This is a genomic window from Variovorax sp. GW821-FHT09D04, assembly GCF_059416405.1.
Genome location: NZ_JBWKPA010000001.1, coordinates 152,973 through 175,875 on the forward strand (window position 1 = coordinate 152,973; position 22,903 = coordinate 175,875).

The following is a 22,903-nucleotide window of genomic DNA, read 5'->3' on the forward strand; positions in this document are numbered from 1 at the left end:
CGGACCCTGGTCCGCCGGGGCTGGACCCCATGCCCCGTCCGCTGCGCGACCCGCAGCCGATGCTGGAACGCGCGATCGCCGACTGGGGCGGACGCGACGATCTCTGGCTGTTCGGCTACGGCTCGCTGATCTGGCGGCCCGAGTTCGGCTTTGCGGAACGGCGCGCGGCCTCGGTGCACGGCTGGCACCGCGCGCTCAAGATGTGGAGCCGCGTCAACCGCGGCAGCGTGCAGACGCCGGGCCTGGTGTTCGGCCTGCTCTCGGGCGGCAGCTGCCGGGGCGTGGTGTTCCGCGTGCCGAAGGCCGAGGGCCTGGAGACGCTCAAACGACTCTGGCTGCGCGAGATGCCGACCGGCGTGTACGACCCCAAGTGGCTGCAATGCGGCACCGCCGAAGGGCCGGTGCGCGCGCTGGCCTTCACGCTGTCACGGCGCAGCCCCAACTTCACGGGCGAGCTCAGCGACGAGCGCTACCGCCACATCTTCGCGAATGCCGTGGGCCGCTACGGCAGCTCGCTCGACTACGCACGCCAGACCCTGCTCGAGCTGCAGCGCCACGCGATCCACGACGCCGCGCTGGCCCGGCTGGTGGCGCTGGCCGCCGAACCGCCATTTCAGACACCCGCCGATTGCGGGACAGCCCCGGCTCCGGTATACGTTGCGGGGTCTTCGGACACCGCGTCCTCTCAACCCTCCACCCCGTTCAACAAGGAAAACCAATGATCCATCGCCGTCTCCTCGCCACTGGCACCGCCCTCCTCGCCACTGCCGTGCTCGCCGCCTGCGGCAGCATGGGCGGCAAGCCGAGCACCACAGTCGAGCTGACGCCGACCGCCGCCGTCACGCCCAACCCCGCGCGCGGCTCGGTGACGCTCACCGCCCTCGACCACGGCGTGCGCGTGTCCGGCGAGGTGCGCGGCCTGGCGCCGGGCAGCGAGCACGGTTTCCACATCCATGAAAAGGGCGACTGCGGCAACAACGGCAACGCCTCGGGCGGCCACTTCAACCCGGCCGGCGGCACGCACGGCAAGTTCTCCGCCCCCGGCAGCCACGCCGGCGAACTACCCAGCCTCGTGGCCGATGCCAGCGGCGTGGCGCGCTTCAGCGTCGAGAACCACGCGATCTCGCTGACCGACGGCGCCGCCAACAACGTGCGCGGCCGTGCGCTCGTGGTGCACCGCGACCGCGACGACTTCACGACGCAGCCCGCCGGCAACTCCGGCCCGCGCGTGCTCTGCGCGGTCGTTGCCCAGAACTAAGCAAAAAGTGTGAGTGGTCAGGCGCCCGCGCGCGCCTGCCAGAGCGCCTCGGCCCGCGCCAGGGCCTCGGGCGTGTCGATGTCGGTCACGACGCCGGCATCGTCCACGGCCAGATCGATGACCGAATCGATGGCACGCATCGCCCGCAGCACGGACGACGCGCCCAGATTCCCCTCCAGCGCCGCCAGCTGGGCCCTGCAGCCCGCCGCAAAACCCACCGGGTGCCCGCGCTCGCCCAGGTACTGCGGCTGCACGGCATTCACCCGCCCGCCGAGCGCGGCGGCCACCGCCCGCAGCGTCGCGGGCTGCACCAGCGGCAGGTCGCCCGGCAGGATCAGCCAGCCCGCCGCGTCGGGCGTGGCGCGCACCGCGGCGGCGATCGAGTCGCCCATGCCGGGGTGACCCGCGTCTTCCAGGTGCCACGGCAGGCCGCTCGCGCGCACCGCGTCGAGCGTGCGCTCGAGCACCGGCCGGCCCGCGAGCAGCGCCTTCAGCTTGGAGCCCGTGCCGCCGGCCGCGATGAAACGCTCGCCACGGCCCGAGGCCAGCACGATCACGGTCGGGGAGTTCGCCTCTGTCGTCGTCATGGGCCGAGTATGTGCGCAACAATCCCGGCATGACTTCTTCTCCTCTTTCCAAGGACGCGCTGGCCGCGCTGCGCAAGAGCTACGAGCGCGCCGAGCTCGACGAGACCCGCAGCGCCCCCGACCCGCTGCAGCAGTTCGAGCGCTGGCTCACCGAAGCCGTCGACGCGTACATCCCCGAGCCCAACGCGATGACGCTGTGCACCGTGGGCAGCGACCTGCGGCCGTCCAGCCGCATCGTGCTGATCAAGGGCTACGACGCGCGCGGCATCGTCTGGTACACCAACTACGACAGCCGCAAGGGCCGCGAGCTGTCGGGCAACCCGTATGCCTCGCTGCAGTTCCACTGGGTCGAGCTGGAGCGCGTGGTGCGCATCGAAGGCCGCGTGGAACGCGTCAGCGCCGAGGAGAGCGACGCCTACTACGCCAGCCGCCCGCTCGATTCACGCATCGGCGCCTGGGCCAGCCCGCAAAGCGAAGTGATCAGCGGGCGCGACGTGCTGGTGAAGAACGCCGCCGTGTACGCCGCCAGGCACCTGCTCTCGCCGCCGCGTCCGCCGCACTGGGGCGGCTTCCGTCTCGTGCCCGACCGCTGGGAGTTCTGGCAGGGCCGCAAGAGCCGGCTGCACGACCGGCTGCGCTATCGGCTCGAAGGTGCGGACTGGGTGCGCGAACGGCTCGCGCCCTGAGCCTGGCTCAGGCCTCGCAACCGGCCACTTTGAACTCGACGCGCCGGTCCAGCGCGTCGCTCGCATCGTCGGCGCCCGTGCCGACGATGTTCTCGCGAAAGCCCATGCCGGCTTCGCGCAGCTTCTTCGACAGCGGCGGCGCCTCACCCACCAGCCGCGCCTTGACGCTGGTCGCGCGCTGCAGCGACAGCCGCTCGTTGACCGCCTCCGAGCCCGTGCGGCTCGTGTGGCCCGTGACCACCACGCACGACTCGATCTGCGCCGCCTGCCGCGCGATCTGGCGCAGCCACATCGGGTAGGCCGCGCTGATCTTCGGGTCGGCCAGGAAGTCGGTCGAGCCCGGCTTGAACAAAAACTTGACGCTCAGGTTGTTGCTCTCGAGCCCCAGCCGCGCCAGCGTGCCGAAGGTGCGCTCGGCGTCGGCCGTGCGGCCCAGCTGCGACTGCGTGAGGTACAGCCCGCTGTAGATGCGCAGCTGCTGGCCGTCGGCGCGTTTCGACGCGGCTTCGTAGCGGCTCAGGGCCTCGCTCATGCGGCCGGCCTCGTAGGCAGCAGTGGCCTCCTGCAGCACCGTGGCGGTCGGCAGGCGCTCCAGGTACAGCGCGTCGGCGGCCTGCCCGGCCGGCGTCTCGGCGGTGCGGATGTAGCCTTCCACGCCGCGGTCCTTGCCGTTCACCGGGCTGTCGCGGAAGAAGGCGGTGGGCCGCGTGTCGAGCGAGGCATCGCTGATGCGCGCCACCGACTGCGCGATCACCATGCCGCTCTTGATCTCGGTCATGGCGAGGTTCAGCCGGTACGGCGCGCCCGAGGCGTCCTTGTCGCGCACCAGCGTGCCGTTGAGCACGTACTGCGCGTTGCCGATCTCGTTGGCGTTGAACGGCGTCACGGTGAACTGCTTGAACTGCGCCTGCATGCGCTGCACGATGCGCTGCTCGGCCACGCGCGTCACCTCGGTCTGCTGGCCGCTGGCGCCTTCGAGCAGCGGGTCGATCACGATGCGCCGCTGCGTCAGCGTCGACTCCACCTTGGCCAGGAAGGCCGGCAGCTTCTGGGTCTGCACCATGAGGTCGTCGACCGCCTGGGTGACGGCCTGGTCGAAGGGCATGGCGCTGCTGGGCGCGGGGCGGTGCGCGCAGGCGGTGGCCAGCAGCGCGGCGGTGCACAGCGCCAGCACGCGCCACAAGGCTCGGGGGATGGCGGTGTTCTTGGTCGTGGTCATCAGCACTGGCTCCTCAAAATGGTCATGTCCTGGTCCGACAGCGGCTCGCCCACGGCGGCGCGCATGTTGATCTCGCTGCAGCGTTTCGAAGGCGCGGGGCGCCGCTCGACGGGTTCGCGATGCACCTCGGGCGCCGGTGCCGGGGCCGGCGCTGCGGTGGCGGTGATCTGCGGGCGCGGCTTCGGCGCCGGCCGCACGACGGCGGGCTTGGGCTCCACGTCCCTGGCCGGCGGTGCCTCGGCCGGCACGGGAACGGCCAGGCAGGGCGTGCGGCATGGCTTGGCCTCGCCCGCCGCATGCGCGCGCGCGCCGTGCAGCGCGATCACCGTCGCGACCACCGCCGTCACTGCAAGGGCAAGGGGCGAAACACGCGCCGGGTAGATCGTCATCAGCCGGCAAATGTAGGGGCGCGAACGCCGCTCGCCAGCCCACCAAACGGCCACCCCTGCCAAACGGCATAGGGCTAGCGCTGTCGCTCAGTCGGGCAAAAGTTCGCGAAAGGCGCGGAAGAAATGGGGGCCGTCAGGGCAACCACTGCACCCAGGTCATCACCAGGGTGAGCGTGCCCAGCGCCAGCACGGTCGACACGGCGACGCTGGCCGTGACCAGGTCTTCGGCGCTGCGGTAGCGCTGCGAGAACAGGAACACGTTGGCGCCGATGGGCAGCGCCGCCGCCACCACCATCACGGTGAGCGGGATGCCGCGCACGCCCAGCAGCCAGCCGATGAGCGCCACCAGCAGCGGGTGCACGAGGTTCTTCACCAGCGCCTGCACCAGCGCGCCGCGCCAGTGGCGCCCGATGGGCGTGAGCGCGAGCGTGATGCCCACCATCACCAGCGCGACCGGCCCGAAGGCCTGGCCCAGCAACTGGATCGGCTTGTCGATCACCTCGGGCATCACGAGGCCCGTCTGCGCGAACAGCAGGCCCGCGATGATGGGCAGCGGCACCGGATGGATGATGGCGTTGCGCAGCGCGCGCCCCACGGTGCGCGCCATGGAGCGCCGGTCGGCGCCGCTCACCGCCGCGTGCTCGCGCGCCACGGCCAGTTCGAGCACCACGGTGGCGCTGGTCATGAGCACGAGCGAATGCAGCGAGATCAGCGTGAGCAGCACCACCATGCCGGGCTCGCCGTAGGCCAGGCCGATCAGCGCGATGCCGATCATCACGGTGTTGCTGTAGGTGTTGGCCAGCGCGAGCACCGCGCCCGTGCGGTTGAAGCCGCGCCACGCGAGCGTGGCCGCGAACAGCAGGCCCGAGGCGATGAAGTACGCCGCCACGGGCTTCAGGCTCAGCTGCTGCACGTGCACCGTGCTCATGGCGCGAAACAGCAGCGCGGGCGCGAGCAGCAGGAAGATGAGGTTCGACAGGTCTTTCACCGCATTGCCGCCGATCCACCGGCGCCGTCCGGCGAGGTAGCCGGCGGCAATGAGGAGAACGACGGGCAGCAGGGAGGAAATGACGAACGAATTCACCCGGCGAGGATAGCGCGCGCCCGCCGCATGAAAGGCCGGCGCCTCAGAACGTGACGCGCAGGCCCACCTTCAGCGAACGCCCCGGCAGCGGCGCCTTCGGGAACACCGTGGTCGTCAGGATCGAGGTCGGCGTGTAGGCCAGCGTGTTCCCGATGTTGTCCATGCGCGCGTACCAGGTGAGGTTGGCGCGCTGCACCTTCATGCGGTAGCTGATGGACGCGTTCCACAGCGTGTACGCGTCCGTCTCGCGCGCGCCCACGCTCGGCACCCGGCGCTGCGCCGCGTTGTAGTCGAAGCCGACGCGCGCGGTCCACGGCCCGTTGCCGTAGGCCAGCGTGGCGCCCAGGCGCAGCGGCGCGATGCGCGGCAGCGGCTCGCCGGTGTCGAGGTTCTTCGCGCGCACGATGTCGCCGCGCCATTCGAGGTCGAGCGTGCCCGCGTCGGCCATGCGCGCGAAGCCGTCGGTGCCCAGCAGCCGCAGGTTGCCGTTGGCCTCGATGCCGGTGAAGCGCGCGCGCATGCCGCCGTAGCGGTACTCGGCCAGCGTGTCGGTCGCCTCGGGGTCGGTGACGACCTGCCCTTCCTCGTCGAGCGTGCGGCCCGACGCGGTCAGGCCGATGTAGTTGCGAAAGCGCGTGACGTACGCGTTCACGCGGGCCGTGTTCGGGCCCGACTTCCACTGCGCGCCCAGGTCGAAGCCGGTGGACTTTTCCTTGCCCAGGTTCGGGTCGCCCACTTCCCAGGCCGCCGTGGCCACGTGCGGGCCGTTGGCGAGCAGTTCGTAGTCCTTCGGTGCGCGCTCGGTGTAGGCCAGGTTCGAGGTCAGCTGCCACTGCGGCGTGAGGTTGACCAGCGCACCGAACGCCGCGCTGTGCGGGTTGAAGGTGCGCTCGCCGATGGCGAAGCGCGTCACCGACAGGTCGTCGGGGTAGCCCAGCGAACGCACCGTGACCTTCTCGGTGCGCGCGCCGAAGCTCAGGCGGCCCCACGAGGTGCCGAGCTCTTCGTGCAGGAACAGCGCGTTGGAGCGCGTGCGGCTGTGCGGCGCGAAGGCCTCCGAGCCGTCGGCGGCGAAGCGGTTGGTCTCGCGACTGAAGCCGACCAGGCCCTCGAGGTTGCCGATCTTTTCGTGCCGCGCCTCGATGCGCAGGTCGTTGCTCAGGTTCGAGAAGGTGGTGCCGGCCTCGCGGCCCTCGAACTCGGTGTGGCGGTAGTCGGTGCGGCTCACCTTCGCGTGGATGCTGCGGATGAAGCCGCTCGGGCGCCACTCGCCTTCCAGCGCGTAGCGGTCGGACTTCATGCCGATGGTCACGTCGTCCTCGGCCACGGTGCCGTAGTTGCTGCGGTAGGTGCTGGCCGAGGCGCCGATCCAGCCCTGGCTGAAGAACAGCGTGCCGCCGACGGCGCCGCCGTGCGCCTCGTTCTGCGAGTTGCAGATGCGGCGCGCGAGCGACAGGCGCCCGGGCTTGCTGCATTCGAGGTCGACCGGCACCGCCACGTCCTTCGAATCGCGGTTGAAGGCGTCGACGTGCAGGGCGAAGCGGTCGTTGCCGCCTTCGAGCAGCACGCCACCGCTCTTTTCCTTGTTGCCGCTGGCGTAGCCCAGCTCGGCACGGCCGCCGAAGCCGTTGATGGGCTCGGTCGGGATGCGGTTGTCGATCACGTTGACCACGCCGCCCACGGCGCTGCCGCCGTACTGCAGCGCCGAGGGGCCGCGCAGCACCTCGATGCGCTCGGTCACCAGCGCGTCGACGGGCACCGCGTGGTCGTAGCTCAGCGCCGAGGCGTCGGGCGCGCCGCCGCCGTTCTGCAGGATGCGGATGCGGTCGCCGTCCTGCCCGCGGATGCTGGGGCGGCTGGCGTTGGGGCCGAAGTAGCTGCTGCTCACGCCGGGCAGGTTGTTCAGCGTTTCGCCCAGCGTCGATTCGGAGCGCAGCAGCAGCTGGTCGCCCGACAGCGAGGTGGTCGGCGCGATCAGGTCGCTCGCGCCCAGCGGGTTGCCGGTGACGGTGACCTCGCGCAGGCTGGAGGCGTCAGCGGCCGGGGCCGCGGCGGTGTCGGCGGTCTGGGCCAGGCTCGCCACCGAGGCGAGCGAAAGAACGGCAGCGCCGATGGCGTTGCGACGGAATTGGGGGGTCATGAAGAAAGAACACTCGTTGAATCGGGGAACGACCGGCCGCCCTCACCCGCCCGAAGGGGTGCGGCAACCGGAACACGGGGGATTCAGCGAGTGGACGGCGGGCCGCGCGCGTCGAAGAGCGCGACCCAGCGGGCGATGGCTTCGCCCTGCAGATAAGCAAACGTGGCCGCCGGCAGCAGCATCGGCAGCACCACCAGCGGCACGCCGGGCACGCCCGTGCCGTGCGCGAGCTGGTCGTACAGGCGGCAGTCGGCGTCGTCGTGCACGCCGAACAGGCTGGCCAGCGTGTGGCCGGTGTCGTGCCGGTGCGCGGCCTGTGCCTGCGCAGCCGCCGCAGCGGCGGGCAGGCCCGGCACGTGCAGCGAACGGTGCATCAGCCCCATCGTGCCGGCGAACCAGAGCGCGAACGCCAGCGCGACGACGAGCGCGCGGGTGGCGCGCGTCATGCGGGTCGGGGTCTGGCGCAGGGTGGCGGACACGGGACGTGAAAGAAGAGACTCAGGCCTTGACGCGCGAAGCGAAGGTCTTCTGGAACTTCTCGACCTTCGGGCCGACCACGAACGCGCAGTAGCCCTGGCTCGGGTGGTTCAGGAAGTAGTCCTGGTGGTAGGCCTCGGCCGTCGAGTAGTTGGCCAGCGGCGCCACTTCGGTCACCACGGGCGAGCTGTAGGTCTTGCTGGCCTCGATCTCGCGGATGACGGATTCGGCGACGTCCTTCTGCGCGTCGCTCGTGGTGTAGATGCCGCTGCGGTACTGGGTGCCGACGTCGTTGCCCTGGCGGTTGAGCGTGGTGGGGTCGTGCACCACGAAGAAGATCTCGAGCAGCTCGCGCAGGCTGATCTGCGCCGGGTCGAATTCGAGCTTCACGACCTCGGCATGGCCGGTGCGGCCGGTGCAGATCTGCTCGTAGCTCGGGTTCACCGTTTGGCCGTTGCTGTAGCCCGATTCGACGTCCAGCACGCCCTGCACCCGGTCGAACACCGCCTCGGTGCACCAGAAGCAGCCTCCGCCGAGCACGATGGTTTCGGTGGGCGACGGTGAGGAAGACATGGCGCGGCTCCGGGTGGGTTGGAAAAAGCGGGGACCGGTATTGTCGCGGCTTGACGGGCCGGATGCCGGTCACTACATTACTAACCCGTCAGTCATTAACACCATGGCCTCCCCCCGTTCCCTCGTCGACAAGTTCTGCCCGCTGCCTTCCAAGCGCGAGCGGCGCAAGGAGGCGCGTCCGGGTGAGTTGCTGGCGGCGGCGCTCGACCTGTTCGTCGAAAAGGGCTTTGCCGCCACCCGCTCGGAAGAAGTGGCGGCCCGCGCCGGCGTGTCCAAGGGCACCCTCTTTCTTTACTTTCCGAGCAAGGAAGAGCTGTTCAAGGCCGTGGTGATCGAAAACCTCGGCGGCCGTTTCACAGAGTGGAACGCCGAATTCGAGGCTTTCGAGGGCACGACGGCCGAGATGCTGCGCTACTGCATGAACGTCTGGTGGGAGCGCGTCGGCCTGACCAAGGCCTCGGGCCTGACCAAGCTGATGATGAGCGAAGGCGGCAATTTTCCCGAGCTGGCGGAGTTCTACCGCGAGCAGGTGGTGCGCCCGGGCCACGAGCTGCTGCGGCGCATCCTGCAGCGCGGCATCGACCGCGGCGAGTTCGTGCCCATGGACATCGACCACGCCATCTATTCGGTGGTCGCGCCCATGGTGTTCCTGATGCTCTGGAAGCATTCGGCCATGGTCTGCGTCGACGGCGTGAGCACGCTCGACCCTGAAAAATTCATCGCCACCCAGTGCGAAACCGTGCTTCACGGCCTGTGCGTGCGCCCCGGGAGCCCCGCATGACGCCCGCCGGATGGCCGACTGGCGCGGTGGCGTCATCGGCGCGACCTAAAATTGAAGGTTTGTCCCGTCCAGAGCCTTCAAGGAAAGCCACGCCATGAACCCCACGCCCACCCTCGAGCGCTTGCGCTTCAACATGATCGAACAGCAGATCCGTCCCTGGGACGTGCTGGAGTCGGACATCCTCGAGCTGCTGGCCGAGATTCACCGCGAAGACTACGTGCCCGACGCGCACCGCACGCTGTCCTTCTTCGACATGGAACTGCCGCTGCTCGACGGCTCGGTGCCCGGCGAATTCATGCTGTCGCCCAAGGTCGAGGCCCGCACCCTGCAGGACCTGCACATCCAGAAGCACGAATCGGTGCTCGAGATCGGCACCGGCTCCGGCTTCATGGCCGCCCTGCTCGGCGCCCGCGCGGCCCAGGTGCTGTCGCTCGAGATCAACCCCGTGCTGGCCGCCCGCGCCGCCGAGACGCTGCGCAGCAACGGCGTGACCAACGTCGAAGTGCGCCACGCCGATGGCGCCGTGCCGCTGGCCAGCGGCCCGAGCTTCGACGTGATCGTGCTCAGCGGCTCGGTCGCGCGCATTCCGCAGAACCTGCTCGGTTCGCTCAAGGTCGGCGGCCGCCTGTCGGCCATCGTCGGCGACGAGCCCATGATGCGCGCCCATTTCGTGACCCGCACCAGCGAAAGCAAGTGGGAGACGATCCAGCCCTGGGACACGGTGGCGCCGCGCCTGCTGAACTTCCCCGAGCCCTCGCGCTTCGCCTTCTGATCGAGCGGCCCACCGAATGATCGATCAAGTCCGCCCCGCCGACCTGGCCGCCTGGTTCGCACAGGACGCCGACGCCGCCCCGGTGCTGCTCGACGTGCGCGAGCCCTGGGAGCTGCAGACGGCGAGCGTCGCGCCGCAGGGCTTCACGCTGGTCGCGATCCCGATGAACGAGATCCCCGGCCGGCTGGCCGAACTCGCCGCCGGCGACGGACAGCCCGCGCCGCGCATCGCCTGCCTGTGCCACCACGGCGCCCGCAGCCAGCGCGTGGCCGCTTTTCTGCACCAGAACGGCTTTGACTCGCTCGCCAACGTGGCGGGGGGCATCGACGCCTGGTCCGCGCAGCACGACCCGAGCGTGCCGCGCTACTGATTCTTTCCCTCCCAAGGACGTTCAATGCCTCCCAGGCCCCGGTTTCTGCCACTTTCCGCAGCCCTCGCAAGCGCCATTGCGAGCCTGCTCGCACTGCCGGCCCAGGGCCAGACACTGAACGAACTCTACGATTCCGCGCGCGGCTTCGATGCCACCTACCAGGGCGCCCGCGCCCAGTACGAGGCCAACCTGGCGCGCGCCGCGCAGGCCAAGGCGGGCATCCTGCCGGCCGTCGGGCTCACCGCGGGCGTGAACCGCAGCAACCTGGACATCGACACCCTGACCGGCACCGGCCGCGGCAGCAGCGCCTCGCGCGACTTCACCACGCAGAACGTGGGCATCAACGCCACGCAACCGCTGTACCGCCCCGCCAACTGGGCCACCTACGAGCAGGGCAAGCGCCAGGCCGAAGTGGCGCAGGCGGTGCTCACCATCGCCGAACAAGACCTCATCGTGCGCGTGAGCCAGGCCTACTTCGACGTGCTCGCCAGCCAGGACAGCCTGGCCCTGGTGCGCGCGCAGAAGGTGGCCGTGGCCGAGCAGCTGGCCTCGGCCAAGCGCAACTTCGAGGTCGGCACCTCCACCATCACCGACTCGCGCGAGGCCCAGGCCCGCTACGACCTCGTGATCGCCCAGGAAATCGCCGCCGAGAACGACCTGCAGGTCAAGAAGGTGGTGCTCGACCAGCTGGTCGGCCGCCCGGGCAGCGTGCCCGTGCCGCTGGCCGCGCCGGTCGTGCTGCCGACCGCGCAGCCCGCCGACATCAACGCCTGGGTGGCGCAGGCCGACGAGGCGCACCCGGCGATCCGCCAGGCGCGCCTGGGCCTGGACGTGGCCGGGCTCGAAGTGCAGAAGGCGCAGGCCGGCCACAAGCCCACGCTGGACGCCAACCTCGGCTACAACGTCACGCGCAACCCGACCGGCACCAGCACCAGCACCGTGGGCACGCGCGTCAACGCCGCCACGGTCGGTGTCACCTTCAACCTGCCGCTGTTCGCGGGCTTTGCCACCGAGAACCGCATCAAGGAAACGCTGGCCCTCGAAGACCAGTCGCGCAGCGTGCTCGAGGGCACGCGCCGCAGCGTGGCGCAGGCCACGCGCGCGGCCTACCTCGGGCTGGTGTCGGGCGCCGGCCAGGTGAAGGCGCTCGAAGCGGCCGAATCCTCCAGCCAGAGCGCGCTCGACGCCAACAAGCTGGGCTACCAGGTGGGCGTGCGCATCAACATCGACGTGCTCAACTCGCAGAGCCAGCTGTTCCAGACCAAGCGCGACCTGGCGCAGGCGCGCTACAACGTGCTGCTGGGCAACCTGAAGCTGCGCCAGGCCAACGGCACGCTGACCACCGACGACATGAACGCGATCAACGCGACGCTGGCACGCAACGGCGCCACGCCGGCCGTGCCTGCCGCGACCACGGGGGCACCCGTGGTGCCGGTCACGCCGCCGGCCATTCCGGTGGTGCCGCCGGTGCCGGTGCAGCCGTTCAACCCGCCCGCGCCGACGATGCCGTCGGCACCGCCGCCGCCGGTGATCCTGAACCCGCCGGTGCGCTGACCCGGCAACGGGCCGCTCAATCCAGCGTGGGTTCGGCCCGCGCCGCTTCGGGCGGCGCGCCGTCGTCGCCGGCCACAGGTGTCGTCACCGGCTCCGCCGCCTGCGCAATCGCCAGCACCGCCGCCGCCGTGCGTTCGGCCGCGCCACGGTTCGACGACGAGAAGGCCAGCGCGGCCTGCGCCATCACGGCGCGGCGCTCGGGGTTCTCGACCAGCTTGAGCGCGGCCGTCACGGCCTGCTCCATGCCCTCGACACGCAGCGACGCGCCCGCCGCGAGCGACAACTGCGCCGCCTCGGCGAAATTGAAGGTCGAAGGGCCCATGACCACCGGGCAGCCGCAGGCCGCCGGCTCGATGAGGTTCTGCCCGCCCAGCGGCTCGAAGCTGCCGCCCAACAAGGCCACGTCGGCCAGGCCGTAGTACAGCGCCATCTCGCCCAGTGAATCGCCGAGCCAGATCTCGGCCTCGGCCGGCTGGCCGGCCGCGCTGCGACGCGCCACCGCGAAGCCTTCGGCCTCGATGAGCGCCGCCACTTCGTCGAAACGCTGCGGATGGCGCGGCACGATCATCCATTGCACGTCGTGCACGCGCTTGGCGATCGAGCGGATCGCGCCCTGCTCGGGCGGCACCGGCGAGGTGGCGCCGAAGCGCTTGAGCACCTCGAGCAGCAGGCGTTCTTCGCCGTCGCGCGAGCTGGCCAGCACGACCATCGGACGCGGCAGGTGCTCGCGCAGCGACACGGCCGTGGCCAGTTGCCGCGCGTCGGGCGTGGCGTCGAACTTGAGGTTGCCGTAGATCCCGGCCACCTTGGCGCCCAGCGACACCAGCCGATGCGCGTCGGCCTCGGTCTGCGCCCAGACGGCGGCGAGCGCCGAGTACGCCGGCCGCGCCAGCCCGCTGAGCCGTTCGGCCGCGGCGCGCGATTTCTCGTTGAGCCGCGCATTGGCCAGCACCAGCGGAATGCGGCGCTCGGCGCAGGCGGCGGCCATCTCGGGCCAGACCTCGGTTTCCATCAGCACGCCGATGCGCGGCTGGAAGCGGTCCAGAAAGCGGGCGACGGCGCCCGGCGTGTCCCACGGTTGCCAGACCTGCGTGTCGCCCGGCTCGAGCAGCTTGGCGCCCTCTTCGCGGCCCGTGGCGGTGCCGTGCGTGAGCAGGATCGGAATGCCCGGGTACTGGCGCCGCAGCTCGGCGATCAGGATGGCGGCGGCGCGCGTCTCGCCCAGCGAGACGGCGTGCACCCAGCACTGGGCAAAGCCGGTGGTGGCCTCGTCGTAGTGGCCGAAGCGCTCCTCGACGGCCACGGCATAGCCGGGCTCGGCGATGGCGCGGCGGCGCAGCTTGCGGCGGACCAGCGGTTGGACGGCGGTGGTGAAGACGCCGTAGAGGCGAAGCAGCAGGGAACGCACAGGTTCTTCAGTGGGCAGCAGCGGCCAGCGTGGCGTCGGGCTTGACCGTTCGCAGCACCGCAAGCATCTCGGTCTCGATGCGTTGGAGCGCCGCCTCGGTCTGGCCTTCGAAGCGCAGCACCAGCACGGGGGTGGTATTGGAAGCGCGGATCAGCCCGAATCCATCGGGCCAGTCCACGCGCAGGCCGTCGATGGTCGAGACCTGGGCGGGCGCGTCGAAGCGCGCGTTCTGCACGAGCTGGGCGACCAGCGCGTGCGGCTCGCCTTCGGCGCAGGCGACGTTCAGTTCGGGGGTCGAGAAGCTGGTGGGCAACGCATTGAGCACGGCGTTCGCATCCGGGTGCTTGCTCAGGATCTCGAGCAGGCGGCAGCCGGCGTAGGTGCCGTCGTCGAAGCCGTACCAGCGCTCCTTGAAGAAGATGTGGCCGCTCATCTCGCCGCCCAGCGGCGAATCGATTTCCTTCATCTTCGCCTTGATGAGCGAGTGGCCGGTCTTGTAGATCATCGGCGTGCCGCCCGCGGCCTCGATGGCCGGCGCCAGGCGCTGCGAGCATTTCACGTCGTAGACGATGGTGCCGCCAGGCACGCGCGAGAGCACGTCCTGCGCAAAGAGCTGCATCTGGCGGTCGGGGAAGATGTTCTGGCCGTCCTTCGTGACGATGCCCAGGCGGTCGCCGTCGCCGTCGAAAGCCAGGCCCAGCTCGGACTGGCCCTTGGCCAGTTCGGCCATCAGGTCCCGGAGGTTGTCGGGCTTGCTCGGATCGGGGTGGTGGTTGGGGAAGTTGCCGTCGACCTCGCTGAACAGCTCGACCACGTCGCAGCCGATGGCGCGGAAGATGGCCGGCGCGGTCGCGCCCGCGATGCCGTTGCCCGAATCGACCACGATCTTCATGGGGCGTGCGAGACGGATGTCGCCCACGATGCGCTGCACATACGCCTCGGTCACATCGACCTTGCGCACGCTGCCGCCCGGTGCGAGCTTTGCAGTGCCCTCTTCCATGGTCTTGCGCAGGCCCTGGATCTCGTCGCCGTAGATCGCGCGGCCGGCCAGCACCATCTTGAAGCCGTTGTAGTCCTTCGGGTTGTGGCTGCCCGTGACCTGGATGCCGCTGGTGCACAGCGTGTGGGCCGCGAAGTACAGCATCGGGGTCGTGACCGCGCCCACGTCGATCACCTCGACGCCGGTGGCGACCAGGCCGTCGATCAGCGCGTCCACCAGCGCCGGGCCCGACAGGCGGCCGTCGCGGCCCACGGCCACCGCGGTCTCGCCGGCGGCGCGGGCTGCGCTGCCGAAGGCACGGCCCAGCGCCTCGGCCACTTCGACATCGAGACTGAGGGGCACGACGCCGCGGATGTCATAGGCCTTGAAGATCGATGCGCTGAGCTGCATGAAGGGCGGGGTCACTGTTGGTTCGGAGTCGGGCATTGTAGGCAACGCGTTGTAGACATCGATGTCCGAAAACGGCCAGTTGAAACGAGTCGAAACCGTATCATTTCCCCATGTCTACCGCCCACGCCCCCTCCGAAGTGCTCGAGAGCGACGCCTGCTACCTGGCGATGAAGACGCACGACGCGCGCTTCGACGGCTCGTTCTTCACGGCCGTGACCTCCACCGGCATCTACTGCCGGCCGGTGTGCCGCGTGAAGCTGCCGCGGCGCGAGAACTGCCGATTCTTCCGCCACGCGGCCCAGGCCGAAGCGGCGGGCTTCCGGCCCTGCCTGCGCTGCCGGCCCGAGCTGGCACCGCGCGCGGCCAGCTGGTCGACCGAAGACGCCTCGCGCATCCTGGCGCTGCAGGCGGCGCGGCTCATCGACGAGCCCGACGCCTGGTCCGAGGAAGGCCCCGGCGCGGCGCAGATCGCGGCCCGCCTGGGCGTGAGCGACCGCCACCTGCGGCGCATCTTCGAGGCGCAGTTCGGCGTGTCGCCGCTGCAGTACCTGCAGACGCGCCGCCTGCTGGCCGCCAAGCAGCTCATTGCCGACACGCGCCTGCCGATGACGCAGGTGGCGCTGGCCAGCGGCTTCGCGAGCGTGCGGCGCTTCAATGCGGCCTTCGTGGAGCACTACGGGCTCAACCCGAGCGCACTGCGCCGCGCGGGCGGCACCGAGGGCGGCGAAGGCAAGGCCATCGAGGTGAAGCTGGGCTTTCGCCCACCGTATGACGCCAACGCCATGCTCGGCTTCTTCGCACGGCGCGCGCTGCGCGGCGTCGAGACCGTGCACACCGCCGACGGCAAGGAGCCCGCCAAGGGCAGCACGCCCACCTATGTGCGCCTGGCGCGCACCCTGCGCGTGCAGCAGGGCGGGCAGGCGCACGCCGGCTGGCTGCAGCTGCGCTTCGACCTCGAACGCGAGCAGGTGCTGCTGGCCGTGAGCGATTCGCTGGCCGCGGTGCTGCCCATCGTCATCAGCCGCGCACGCGCGCTGTTCGACCTCGACGCGGAGCCGATGGCGATCAACGCCGCCCTGCATGCCGCCTTTCCGCACGGCGACGGGCTGCGCGTGCCGGGCACGGTCGACGGCTTCGAGCTCGCGGTGCGCGCGGTGCTGGGCCAGCAGATCACCGTGGCCGCGGCGCGCACGCTGGGCTCGCGGCTGGTCGAGGCTTTCGGCGACGCGATCGACACGCCCATCGACGGCCTGACCCGCCTCTTCCCCACGCCCGCCGCGCTGGCGGCGGCCAGCGGCGATGCGCTCGGGCAGCTGGGCATCGTGCGCCAGCGGCAGGCCGCGCTGCAGGCCATCGCGCGCGAAGTGGCCTCGGGCCGGCTGGCGCTGCATGCGGGCGCCGACGTGCCCTCCACCCTGTCGGCGCTGCAGGAACTGCCCGGCATCGGCGCCTGGACCGCGCAGTACATCGCGATGCGCGCACTGCGCTGGCCCGACGCCTTTCCCGCCGGCGACGTGGCCCTGCAGAAGGCGCTGGGCGTGACCACCGCGCGCGCCGCGGGCGAGGCCTCGCAGGCCTGGCGCCCCTGGCGCAGCTACGCGGTGCTGCGGGCCTGGCACACGCCGCCCGCGCCCTCCGAACCGGCACCGGCCGCCGCGCCGATCGCCACTTCTTCCGACCTCGCAACGGCAGGCCCCGTGCCTGAAAGACCATGAAATTCAAGCGCACCGTCATCTACACCTCGCACACCGACACGCCGCTGGGCGGCGTCACGATGGCCGCCACCGACCAGGGCCTGGCCGGTGTCTGGTTCGACCACCAGCGCCACTGGCCCGACACCACGGGCTGGCAGACGAAAGACGACCACCCCGCGCTGGTCGAGGCCGCCGCGCAGCTGCGTGACTACTTCGCGGGCCGCCGCAGCCACTTCGACATGCAGCTCGACCTGTCGCACGGCACGGCCTTCCAGCAGAGCGTGTGGCAGGCGCTGCTGGCCATCCCGGCCGGCGAGACCACGACCTACGGCGCGCTGAGCCAGCGCGTGGGCAACCCGGCCGCGGTGCGTGCAGTGGGCGCGGCGGTCGGGCGCAACCCGATCAGTGTGATCGTGCCCTGCCACCGCGTGCTGGGTGCAGACGGCTCGCTGACCGGTTACGCTGGCGGGCTCGAGCGCAAGACGGCCTTGCTCGAACTCGAGACCGGCAAGTAAGACAGAAGAAAACACCGCCCATGGCGCAGCGCCACATCACCTCGATGTGGCGCCGCGCCATTCCCCAAAGAGACGCATGACCACAACGAACAACAACACCACCGTCGCTCCCCCGCCTGCCCCCGCTTCCGCCGCGCTCGCACCGAAGGCGTGGCTCGTCGATCTCGTGCTGCTGGGCGCGCTGTGGGGCGCCTCTTTCCTGTTCATGCGCATCGGCGCGGCGGAGTTCGGCGCGCTGCCCACGGCCGCCGTGCGCGTGGTCATCGCGGCGCTGTTCCTGCTGCCGATTGCGCTGCTGCGCGGCCAGGGGCCGTCGATCGCCAAGCACTGGAAGGCCAGCCTCACGGTCGGCATCTTCAACTCGGGCATGCCCTTCGCGCTGTTCTGCTTTGCGCTGCTGACCATCAACACCGGCCTGGCGGCGGTGCTCAACGCCACCACGCCGATGTTCGGCGCGCTCGTGGCCTGGGCCTGGTTCCGCGAGCGGCCGAACGGCTCGCGCCTCGTCGGCCTGGTGATCGGCTTCGCGGGCGTCGCGATGCTCGCCAGCCGCAGCGCCGGCCTGCATGCCGGCGCCAGCAACCACGCCGCGCTGTGGGCCGTGCTGGCCTGCCTGGCGGCGTGCCTCTGCTACGGCATCTCGGCCAGCGCCACGCGGCGCCACCTGTCCGGCGTGCCCGCGCTGACCACGGCCACCGGCAGCCAGATCGGCGCCAGCCTGTTCCTCGCGCTGCCCGCGATCTGGCTCTGGCCCGCGCAGATGCCCAGCCTGCGCGCCTGGCTGGCGCTGCTGGCGCTGGGCATCGCCTGCACGGGCGTGGCCTACATCCTGTTCTTCCGGCTCATCGAACGCGCCGGCCCGGCCCGCGCGCTCACCGTGACCTTCCTCGTGCCGGTGTTCGCGCTGTTCTACGGCGCTGTGTTCCTGGGCGAGCAGATCACGCAGTGGATGCTGATCTGCGCCTTCGTGATCGTGTGCGGCGTGGCGCTGTCGACCGGCATCGTCAAGCTGCCGTCGCTGCGCAAGGCCGCGGGCTGAGTTTTCTTCAAACCACCCCGGCGACCACGTTCACGGACAGGGCCAGCACGAGCATGTTGAAGGCGAAGGCGAGCACGCTGTGGACCAGCGTGATGCGCCGCATCTCGTGCGAGGTGGCCTGCACGTCCGACACCTGCGAGGTCATGCCGATCACGTAGGCGTAGTACATGAAGTCGAAGTAGTCCGGTTCTTCCTTGCCCGGAAAGTCGAGCCCGCCGTCGGAGGCGCTGTCCTTGCGGTCGATGTAGTAGCGGTGCGCGTAGTGAAAGGCGTAGATCGTGTGCATCATGAGCCACGAGCCCGCCAGCGCCACCAGCCCCAGCGCCACGTGCGCGCCGCGCGCCCAGCCGCTGAGCTGGCGCACCTGCTGCAGCAGCATCGCGATGGCGACCACGCTCACGCCCACCGCCACCAGCATCGACACCAGGATCACGACGTTGGGTTGGTCCAGCTGCTGTGCGCGCTCGCGCGTGCGCTGGGCGTCGAAGGTCTCGGCCAGCCACCAGCTGAGCACCTGGTACACCGCCACGCCTGCGCACCAGCCGGCCAGCGCGCGCGCCGTGAGGCCCATCGGCCAGGGCACGAGCGCCACCGCGACGGCCGCCGCGGCCCCGTAGAGAAGACGTTGGGGACCGGTGGTGGTGGAAAGGTGTTCGCGCATGGGCGGACTGTAGCGCCGCGACATGCATCGGCGCGCGATCGGCAATTTCCTACAGGCACATCGGCCAACGGCGCATGCGCGGCGCGATGCCGCGTCACTAAGGTGATGCGGTTTCAGGGAGCCTCAGCCCGGAGGCATTGCGCCATGCACATGCCCGAGGCATCTTTCACCCGAAGGATTTCTTTCATGCTGTTGCTTCGTTCGCGTCCGTTCGACCGGACCGCGAGATTCGGCGCCCTGGACGCCCTGGCCGGAACCGGCGCCCTCTCCCTGCTTTGCTTCGCGCCCTTTGCTGCGGCCAAGCCCTCGCCGGCGCTGGACCGTTTCAGCTTCTCGGTGGGGGCCTTCAGTGCCGATCCCAAGTTCAGTGCCTCGGTCGAAACCCCCTACGGCGTGCTGCGCTCGAACGAGCTCAAGCCGGGCCGCGTGACCATGCCGCGCATCTCGGCCGACGTGCTGATCGGCGACAGCCAGGGCCTGTCTTTCGACTACTACCGCTACAAGCGCGACTACGAAGGACAGGTGGCGGGCAACACCTCGTTCGGCAGCTTCGGCTCGCTGAGCGCCATCGGCAACGCGAACCTCTCGGCCCAGCTCGACTTCGCCAAGCTCGCCTACAAGTGGTGGCTCGGCTCGGGCAACACCGTCTTCGGCCTGGGCGCCGGCGCGGCCTACTACCGCGCGACGCTCGGTGCCAGCGCGCTGGTCGGCGTGAACGGACAGGTGCGCTCGGTCAGCGAGCGCTCGAGCGACAACGCCATCGCGCCCCTGCTCGAGGTCGGCGTGCGCCACGCGATCACGCCCGACCTTCGGCTGTTCGCCGACGCCTCGGGCGTGTGGAAAAGCAGCGGCCGCTTCCACGGCAACATCTACAACGCCGCAGCCGGCGTGGAGTGGTTTCCGGTGAAGAACGTGGGCCTGGTGCTGTCGTATGGCGTGACCAACATCGACCTCACGCGCGAGGGCGGCTTTGCCGATTCGCGCCTCAAGGTGCGGCTGCAGGGGCCCTCGGCCTTCCTCAAGGCCCGCTTCTGACGCGGCCCCGGCGGGCGGCCGGCGCCGCATAGCCACTCTTCGCAAGACTGGCAGGCGGTGCCGGTCTTAGTCTGCGCTCCGATCGAACACCCCCAACGACCGGAGACACGCCCCCATGCCCGCCGCCCGCCCCGAGCCCACGCCCTCCTCCTTCCAACGCATCGCCCGCATCGCGCTGGGCGACGTGATCCACCGCAGCGCGCGGCGCTTCGGCGCGCGCACTGCGCTGATCGAGGGCGAGCACCGCATGAGCTACAGCGAGCTCGACGCCGCATCGAACCGCTTCGCGCACCACCTGCTGGGCCTGGGCCTCGCAAGCGGCGAGCGCGTGGCCATGCTGTGCAACAACTCGATCGAGATGGTGGTCGCGCTGCTCGGCATCCAGAAGGCCGGCCTCGTGTGGGTGCCGATCAACACGGCGCTCGCGGTCGATGCCATCGGCTACATCCTCGAACACGCCGAGGCGCGGCACCTGGTAATCGACACCGCGCTGCACGCGCGCCCCGAGCTGCGCCAGCTGCTGGACACGGCGGGCGTCTCGCCGCTGCTGTGCGTGCTCGACGGCGACACGCCGCCGCCCGGCGTGCCCACCGTGGCGCAGGCCATCGCGCAGGGCCCCGCCACGCTGCCCGACGTGGCCATCGACACCAACCAGCTCGCCCTCATCATGTACACCAGCGGCACCACCGGCCGGCAGAAGGGCGTGATGCATTCGCACGCCTCGGTGCACTCGGTGCTCCAGAGCAACATGCTCGAATGGGGCGGCGGCCCCGCCCACCACGACGTGTGGAGCAACGTGCTGCCGCTCTTTCACTGCGGGCAGCACACGGTGCTGATGTCGGCGCTCGCGGTGGGCGGCACGAACGTCATCCTGCGCGGCTTCGACCCCGGCGCGATGCTCGCGGCCATCGAGCGCCACAGGATCACCGTGACGGTCGGGCTGCCCATGATGTACGGCGCGCTGCTGGCCCACCCGCAGCGCGAGTCGCGCGACCTGTCGAGCCTGCGGCTGTGCGTGTATGCGATGGCGCCGATGTCGCGCACGCTGCTGCTGCGCCTGCTCGACGCGCTGTGCCCGAACTTCGCGCTGGCCTCGGGGCAGACCGAGATGTACCCCGGCGCCACCATCTTCGAGACGCACCGGCAGCGCGAGCGCTTCGGCTCGTACTGGGGCGTGGGCACGCTGGTGAACGAGGTCGCGGTGATGGGCGACGAGGGCGAGCTGCTCGCGCCGAACCAGGTCGGCGAGATCGTCTTTCGCGGGCCGAACGTGATGCTCGGCTACTACAAGGACCCGCAGGCCACGGCGCACGCGCAGCGCTTCGGCTGGCATCACTCGGGCGACCTGGGCAAGCTGGACGACGACGGGCAGCTGATCTTTCTCGACCGGCTCAAGGACATGGTCAAGTCGGGCGGCGAGAACGTGCCCTCGCTCAAGGTCGAGGAGGTGCTGCTGCGCCACCCGGGCGTGCTCAACGCGGCGGTGGTCGGCCTGCCGCACGAGCGCTGGGGCGAGGCCATCACGGCCTTCGTCACGCGCCGGCCCGATGCGCCGGCGGAGTTCTCGGAGGCCGCGCTCACGGCGCACTGCAAGGAGCACCTCGGCGGCTTCGAGGTCCCCAAGGACATCGTCTTCGTGCCCGCGCTGCCGATGACCTCGACGGGCAAGATCCAGAAGTTCGAGCTGCGCCAGGCGCACCAGGGGCACTACCAGCGCGACTGAATTAGGATGACGACAGCTTCTGCAGCAGCGACGCCCGCACTTCCTTCTTGAGCACCTTGCCGACCTTGGAGCGCGGCAGGTCGGCCCACACCTCGACCTGCTTGGGCGCCTTCACGCTGCCGATGCGCGACTTGACGAAGGTCTTGATCGCCTCGGCATCCACGCTGCGGCCCGCATGCAGCTGCAGCACGGCCACCACGCGCTCTCCCCACTTCTCGTCGGGCAGGCCGACGACGGCGCTGTCCTGCACGTCGGGGTGCTGCATCAGCACCTGCTCCACCTCGGCGGAGTAGACGTTGAAGCCGCCCGAGATGATCATGTCCTTGGCGCGGTCGACGATATACAGGAAGCCGTCGCCGTCGAGGTAGCCGATGTCGCCCGTGTGGTGCCAGCCGTGGCGAGAGGCCTCCTGCGTGGCCTTCGGGTCCTTGTAGTAGCCGCGCATCACGAGCGAGCCGCGCACCACGATCTCGCCGCTCTCTCCCGTGGGCAGCAAGGCGCCCTCGCCGTTCATGATGCCGACCTGCACCAGCGGCCCGGGCCGCCCCGCCGAGGCCAGGCGCTGGCGCGCCACCGAGCCGTCGGCATTGAAGTGGGCGCGCGGCGGCATCATCGAGACCATCATCGGCGCCTCGGTCTGGCCGAAGAGCTGGGCCATGACGGGGCCGATCTTGTCGAGCGCCTCTTCGAGCCGCGCGGCCGACATGGGCGCGGCGCCGTACCAAAAGCACTGCAGCGAATCGCGCTTCGTCTGCGCCAGCTCGGGGTGCTGCAGCAGCATGTAGATCAGCGTCGGCGGCAGGAAGGTGTGGGTGACGCGCCGGCGCTCGATGAGCGAAAGGAACTCGCTCAGGTCGGGCTTGGGCATGATGACCACGCGCCCGCCCAGCGCCATCACCGGCAGGCACAGCACGCCGGCCGCATGCGTGAGCGGCGCGAGCGCCAGGTACACAGGCCGGCCTTCGAAGGGATATCCCATGAGCGTCAGCGCCGACATGGCCTCCAGGTTGCCGCCCGAGAGCATCACGCCCTTGGGCTGGCCGGTGGTGCCGCCGGTGCCGGCGATCATGGCCACGTCGTCGGGCGGCGCGATGTCGATCGGCGCATCGTCCAGCCCGTCGAGCCATTCGTCCATGGCGGGCGCGAAAGCCTGCCGCTGGTCGAGGCACACCAGCGCCTTCAGCTTCGGCAGCTGCGCGCGCATCTGCTCGACCATGGGCGCGTAGTTGCTGTGGAACACGAGGCACGCGCAATCGAAGGCATCGAGCACGAAGGCGTTCTCGCTGGCTTCGTTGCGCGGGTTGATCGGGCACCACACGCCACCGGCGCGCGAGATGCCGAACACCGTGGCGAAAGCCAGGGCGTCGTTGCTCGAGAGCACCGCCACCTTGTCCCCGGGCTGGACGCCCGCGCGCTGCAGGCCGCGCGCCACGCGCCAGCTGATGCGTTGCACCTGGCCGTAGCTCAGGTCGGCGTCGCCCATGGTGAGGCACGGCGAATCGGCGCCCTGCTGGGCGCCTTTGTCGAGGTAGTCGACGAGGCGCATGC

General features: G+C 70.4%; 23 protein-coding genes. 12 read left to right on the plus strand and 11 right to left on the minus strand.

The genetic code is table 11. The features are described 5' to 3' along the window. Nucleotides 1–29: 29 nt before the first annotated feature. On the plus strand, nt 30–722 hold the full coding sequence (locus tag AC07O4_RS00790) for a gamma-glutamylcyclotransferase (RefSeq protein ID WP_307637857.1): 693 nt from the start codon (nt 30–32) through the stop codon (nt 720–722). Continuing rightward, nucleotides 719–1,258: a superoxide dismutase family protein gene (locus AC07O4_RS00795; protein WP_095949020.1), complete on the plus strand. Its 540-nt coding sequence runs from the start codon at nt 719–721 to the stop codon at nt 1,256–1,258. Before AC07O4_RS00790 ends, AC07O4_RS00795 begins: the two co-directional genes overlap by 4 nt. A 17-nt stretch (nt 1,259–1,275) precedes the next feature. On the opposite strand, the gene AC07O4_RS00800 is transcribed toward AC07O4_RS00795, so the two are convergent. Continuing rightward, complete coding sequence (locus AC07O4_RS00800; protein WP_495303471.1) at nt 1,276–1,845, minus strand: nucleotidyltransferase family protein; 570 nt, start codon at nt 1,843–1,845, stop codon at nt 1,276–1,278. Nucleotides 1,846–1,874: 29 nt separating this feature from the next. On the opposite strand from AC07O4_RS00800, the gene pdxH reads away from it, so the two are divergent. After that, nucleotides 1,875–2,531, plus strand: coding sequence for a pyridoxamine 5'-phosphate oxidase (gene pdxH, locus AC07O4_RS00805; RefSeq protein ID WP_495303472.1), 657 nt, complete (start codon nt 1,875–1,877; stop codon nt 2,529–2,531). 7 nt (nt 2,532–2,538) lie between these two features. On the opposite strand, the gene AC07O4_RS00810 is transcribed toward pdxH, so the two are convergent. The 6 genes from AC07O4_RS00810 to msrA all read right to left on the minus strand — a co-directional run bounded on the left by AC07O4_RS00810 (nt 2,539) and on the right by msrA (nt 8,413). After that, entirely contained in the window at nt 2,539–3,750 is a 1,212-nt protein-coding gene (locus tag AC07O4_RS00810; protein ID WP_492736660.1) for an OmpA family protein, read from the minus strand. Next, the gene (locus tag AC07O4_RS00815) at nt 3,750–4,139 is read right to left on the minus strand and encodes a hypothetical protein (RefSeq protein WP_491513593.1); all 390 of its coding nucleotides are present in this window, start codon (nt 4,137–4,139) and stop codon (nt 3,750–3,752) included. The genes AC07O4_RS00810 and AC07O4_RS00815 overlap by 1 nt, the downstream gene beginning before the upstream one ends. A 133-nt stretch (nt 4,140–4,272) precedes the next feature. Beyond that, entirely contained in the window at nt 4,273–5,223 is a 951-nt protein-coding gene (locus tag AC07O4_RS00820) for an AEC family transporter (protein WP_495303473.1), read from the minus strand. Nucleotides 5,224–5,266: 43 nt separating this feature from the next. After that, nucleotides 5,267–7,363 carry a TonB-dependent receptor gene (locus AC07O4_RS00825; protein WP_495303474.1) on the minus strand — a complete coding sequence of 699 codons (2,097 nt, stop codon included), beginning with the start codon at nt 7,361–7,363 and terminating at the stop codon, nt 5,267–5,269. Between the two features lie 83 nt (nt 7,364–7,446). Beyond that, nucleotides 7,447–7,842, minus strand: a complete 396-nt coding sequence (locus tag AC07O4_RS00830) for a hypothetical protein (RefSeq protein ID WP_495302889.1) — start codon at nt 7,840–7,842, stop codon at nt 7,447–7,449. Nucleotides 7,843–7,861: 19 nt separating this feature from the next. Beyond that, nucleotides 7,862–8,413 (minus strand): peptide-methionine (S)-S-oxide reductase MsrA, encoded by a 552-nt coding sequence (gene msrA / locus AC07O4_RS00835; RefSeq protein WP_495303475.1) that lies wholly within the window; start codon nt 8,411–8,413, stop codon nt 7,862–7,864. Nucleotides 8,414–8,516: 103 nt separating this feature from the next. Between msrA and AC07O4_RS00840 the strand changes: the two genes are divergently transcribed. From AC07O4_RS00840 to AC07O4_RS00855, 4 genes are all read left to right on the plus strand, one after another. Beyond that, nucleotides 8,517–9,194: a TetR/AcrR family transcriptional regulator gene (locus AC07O4_RS00840; protein ID WP_095746275.1), complete on the plus strand. Its 678-nt coding sequence runs from the start codon at nt 8,517–8,519 to the stop codon at nt 9,192–9,194. Between the two features lie 94 nt (nt 9,195–9,288). Then, nucleotides 9,289–9,966, plus strand: coding sequence for a protein-L-isoaspartate O-methyltransferase family protein (locus AC07O4_RS00845; protein ID WP_062469799.1), 678 nt, complete (start codon nt 9,289–9,291; stop codon nt 9,964–9,966). Nucleotides 9,967–9,982: 16 nt separating this feature from the next. Further along, nucleotides 9,983–10,336, plus strand: a complete 354-nt coding sequence (locus AC07O4_RS00850; RefSeq protein ID WP_070062458.1) for a rhodanese-like domain-containing protein — start codon at nt 9,983–9,985, stop codon at nt 10,334–10,336. Between the two features lie 24 nt (nt 10,337–10,360). Next, entirely contained in the window at nt 10,361–11,890 is a 1,530-nt protein-coding gene (locus AC07O4_RS00855; protein ID WP_495303476.1) for a TolC family outer membrane protein, read from the plus strand. 16 nt (nt 11,891–11,906) lie between these two features. Here the strand turns inward: AC07O4_RS00855 and AC07O4_RS00860 are convergent, their stop codons facing one another. Together AC07O4_RS00860 and AC07O4_RS00865 are read right to left on the minus strand one after the other, a co-directional pair. Next, entirely contained in the window at nt 11,907–13,298 is a 1,392-nt protein-coding gene (locus AC07O4_RS00860) for a 3-deoxy-D-manno-octulosonic acid transferase (RefSeq protein ID WP_495303477.1), read from the minus strand. 7 nt (nt 13,299–13,305) lie between these two features. After that, nucleotides 13,306–14,688 carry a phosphomannomutase/phosphoglucomutase gene (locus AC07O4_RS00865; RefSeq protein WP_495303478.1) on the minus strand — a complete coding sequence of 461 codons (1,383 nt, stop codon included), beginning with the start codon at nt 14,686–14,688 and terminating at the stop codon, nt 13,306–13,308. Nucleotides 14,689–14,798: 110 nt separating this feature from the next. Between AC07O4_RS00865 and AC07O4_RS00870 the strand changes: the two genes are divergently transcribed. From AC07O4_RS00870 to AC07O4_RS00880, 3 genes are all read left to right on the plus strand, one after another. Beyond that, complete coding sequence (locus AC07O4_RS00870) at nt 14,799–16,403, plus strand: DNA-3-methyladenine glycosylase 2 family protein (protein WP_495303479.1); 1,605 nt, start codon at nt 14,799–14,801, stop codon at nt 16,401–16,403. Beyond that, the gene (locus AC07O4_RS00875) at nt 16,400–16,897 is read left to right on the plus strand and encodes a methylated-DNA--[protein]-cysteine S-methyltransferase (protein ID WP_492680665.1); all 498 of its coding nucleotides are present in this window, start codon (nt 16,400–16,402) and stop codon (nt 16,895–16,897) included. Before AC07O4_RS00870 ends, AC07O4_RS00875 begins: the two co-directional genes overlap by 4 nt. 76 nt (nt 16,898–16,973) lie before the next feature. Next, complete coding sequence (locus AC07O4_RS00880; protein ID WP_495303480.1) at nt 16,974–17,936, plus strand: DMT family transporter; 963 nt, start codon at nt 16,974–16,976, stop codon at nt 17,934–17,936. Nucleotides 17,937–17,943: 7 nt separating this feature from the next. Here the strand turns inward: AC07O4_RS00880 and AC07O4_RS00885 are convergent, their stop codons facing one another. After that, entirely contained in the window at nt 17,944–18,597 is a 654-nt protein-coding gene (locus AC07O4_RS00885) for a DUF1345 domain-containing protein (RefSeq protein ID WP_495303481.1), read from the minus strand. 186 nt (nt 18,598–18,783) lie between these two features. On the opposite strand from AC07O4_RS00885, the gene AC07O4_RS00890 reads away from it, so the two are divergent. Both AC07O4_RS00890 and AC07O4_RS00895 read left to right on the plus strand, forming a co-directional pair. Next, the gene (locus AC07O4_RS00890; RefSeq protein WP_495303482.1) at nt 18,784–19,632 is read left to right on the plus strand and encodes a hypothetical protein; all 849 of its coding nucleotides are present in this window, start codon (nt 18,784–18,786) and stop codon (nt 19,630–19,632) included. Nucleotides 19,633–19,747: 115 nt separating this feature from the next. Beyond that, nucleotides 19,748–21,355, plus strand: a complete 1,608-nt coding sequence (locus tag AC07O4_RS00895) for a class I adenylate-forming enzyme family protein (RefSeq protein WP_495303483.1) — start codon at nt 19,748–19,750, stop codon at nt 21,353–21,355. 1 nt (nt 21,356) lies between these two features. Here AC07O4_RS00895 and AC07O4_RS00900 read toward each other — a convergent pair whose 3' ends face one another. After that, nucleotides 21,357–22,901, minus strand: a complete 1,545-nt coding sequence (locus AC07O4_RS00900) for an acyl-CoA synthetase (RefSeq protein ID WP_495303484.1) — start codon at nt 22,899–22,901, stop codon at nt 21,357–21,359. Nucleotides 22,902–22,903 lie beyond the last annotated feature (2 nt).

Bases quoted from the DNA above. Each gene is read 5' to 3' on its own strand.
- AC07O4_RS00790 (WP_307637857.1), top strand. From the start codon at position 30: ATGCCCCGTCCGCTGCGCGACCCGCAGCCGATGCTGGAACGCGCGATC.
- AC07O4_RS00795 (WP_095949020.1), top strand. From the start codon at position 719: ATGATCCATCGCCGTCTCCTCGCCACTGGCACCGCCCTCCTCGCCACT.
- AC07O4_RS00800 (WP_495303471.1), bottom strand. From the start codon at position 1,845: ATGACGACGACAGAGGCGAACTCCCCGACCGTGATCGTGCTGGCCTCG.
- pdxH (WP_495303472.1), top strand. From the start codon at position 1,875: ATGACTTCTTCTCCTCTTTCCAAGGACGCGCTGGCCGCGCTGCGCAAG.
- AC07O4_RS00810 (WP_492736660.1), bottom strand. From the start codon at position 3,750: ATGACCACGACCAAGAACACCGCCATCCCCCGAGCCTTGTGGCGCGTG.
- AC07O4_RS00815 (WP_491513593.1), bottom strand. From the start codon at position 4,139: ATGACGATCTACCCGGCGCGTGTTTCGCCCCTTGCCCTTGCAGTGACG.
- AC07O4_RS00825 (WP_495303474.1), bottom strand. From the start codon at position 7,363: ATGACCCCCCAATTCCGTCGCAACGCCATCGGCGCTGCCGTTCTTTCG.
- msrA (WP_495303475.1), bottom strand. From the start codon at position 8,413: ATGTCTTCCTCACCGTCGCCCACCGAAACCATCGTGCTCGGCGGAGGC.
- AC07O4_RS00840 (WP_095746275.1), top strand. From the start codon at position 8,517: ATGGCCTCCCCCCGTTCCCTCGTCGACAAGTTCTGCCCGCTGCCTTCC.
- AC07O4_RS00845 (WP_062469799.1), top strand. From the start codon at position 9,289: ATGAACCCCACGCCCACCCTCGAGCGCTTGCGCTTCAACATGATCGAA.
- AC07O4_RS00850 (WP_070062458.1), top strand. From the start codon at position 9,983: ATGATCGATCAAGTCCGCCCCGCCGACCTGGCCGCCTGGTTCGCACAG.
- AC07O4_RS00855 (WP_495303476.1), top strand. From the start codon at position 10,361: ATGCCTCCCAGGCCCCGGTTTCTGCCACTTTCCGCAGCCCTCGCAAGC.
- AC07O4_RS00865 (WP_495303478.1), bottom strand. From the start codon at position 14,688: ATGCAGCTCAGCGCATCGATCTTCAAGGCCTATGACATCCGCGGCGTC.
- AC07O4_RS00870 (WP_495303479.1), top strand. From the start codon at position 14,799: ATGTCTACCGCCCACGCCCCCTCCGAAGTGCTCGAGAGCGACGCCTGC.
- AC07O4_RS00875 (WP_492680665.1), top strand. From the start codon at position 16,400: ATGAAATTCAAGCGCACCGTCATCTACACCTCGCACACCGACACGCCG.
- AC07O4_RS00880 (WP_495303480.1), top strand. From the start codon at position 16,974: ATGACCACAACGAACAACAACACCACCGTCGCTCCCCCGCCTGCCCCC.
- AC07O4_RS00885 (WP_495303481.1), bottom strand. From the start codon at position 18,597: ATGCGCGAACACCTTTCCACCACCACCGGTCCCCAACGTCTTCTCTAC.
- AC07O4_RS00890 (WP_495303482.1), top strand. From the start codon at position 18,784: ATGCTGTTGCTTCGTTCGCGTCCGTTCGACCGGACCGCGAGATTCGGC.
- AC07O4_RS00895 (WP_495303483.1), top strand. From the start codon at position 19,748: ATGCCCGCCGCCCGCCCCGAGCCCACGCCCTCCTCCTTCCAACGCATC.
- AC07O4_RS00900 (WP_495303484.1), bottom strand. From the start codon at position 22,901: ATGCGCCTCGTCGACTACCTCGACAAAGGCGCCCAGCAGGGCGCCGAT.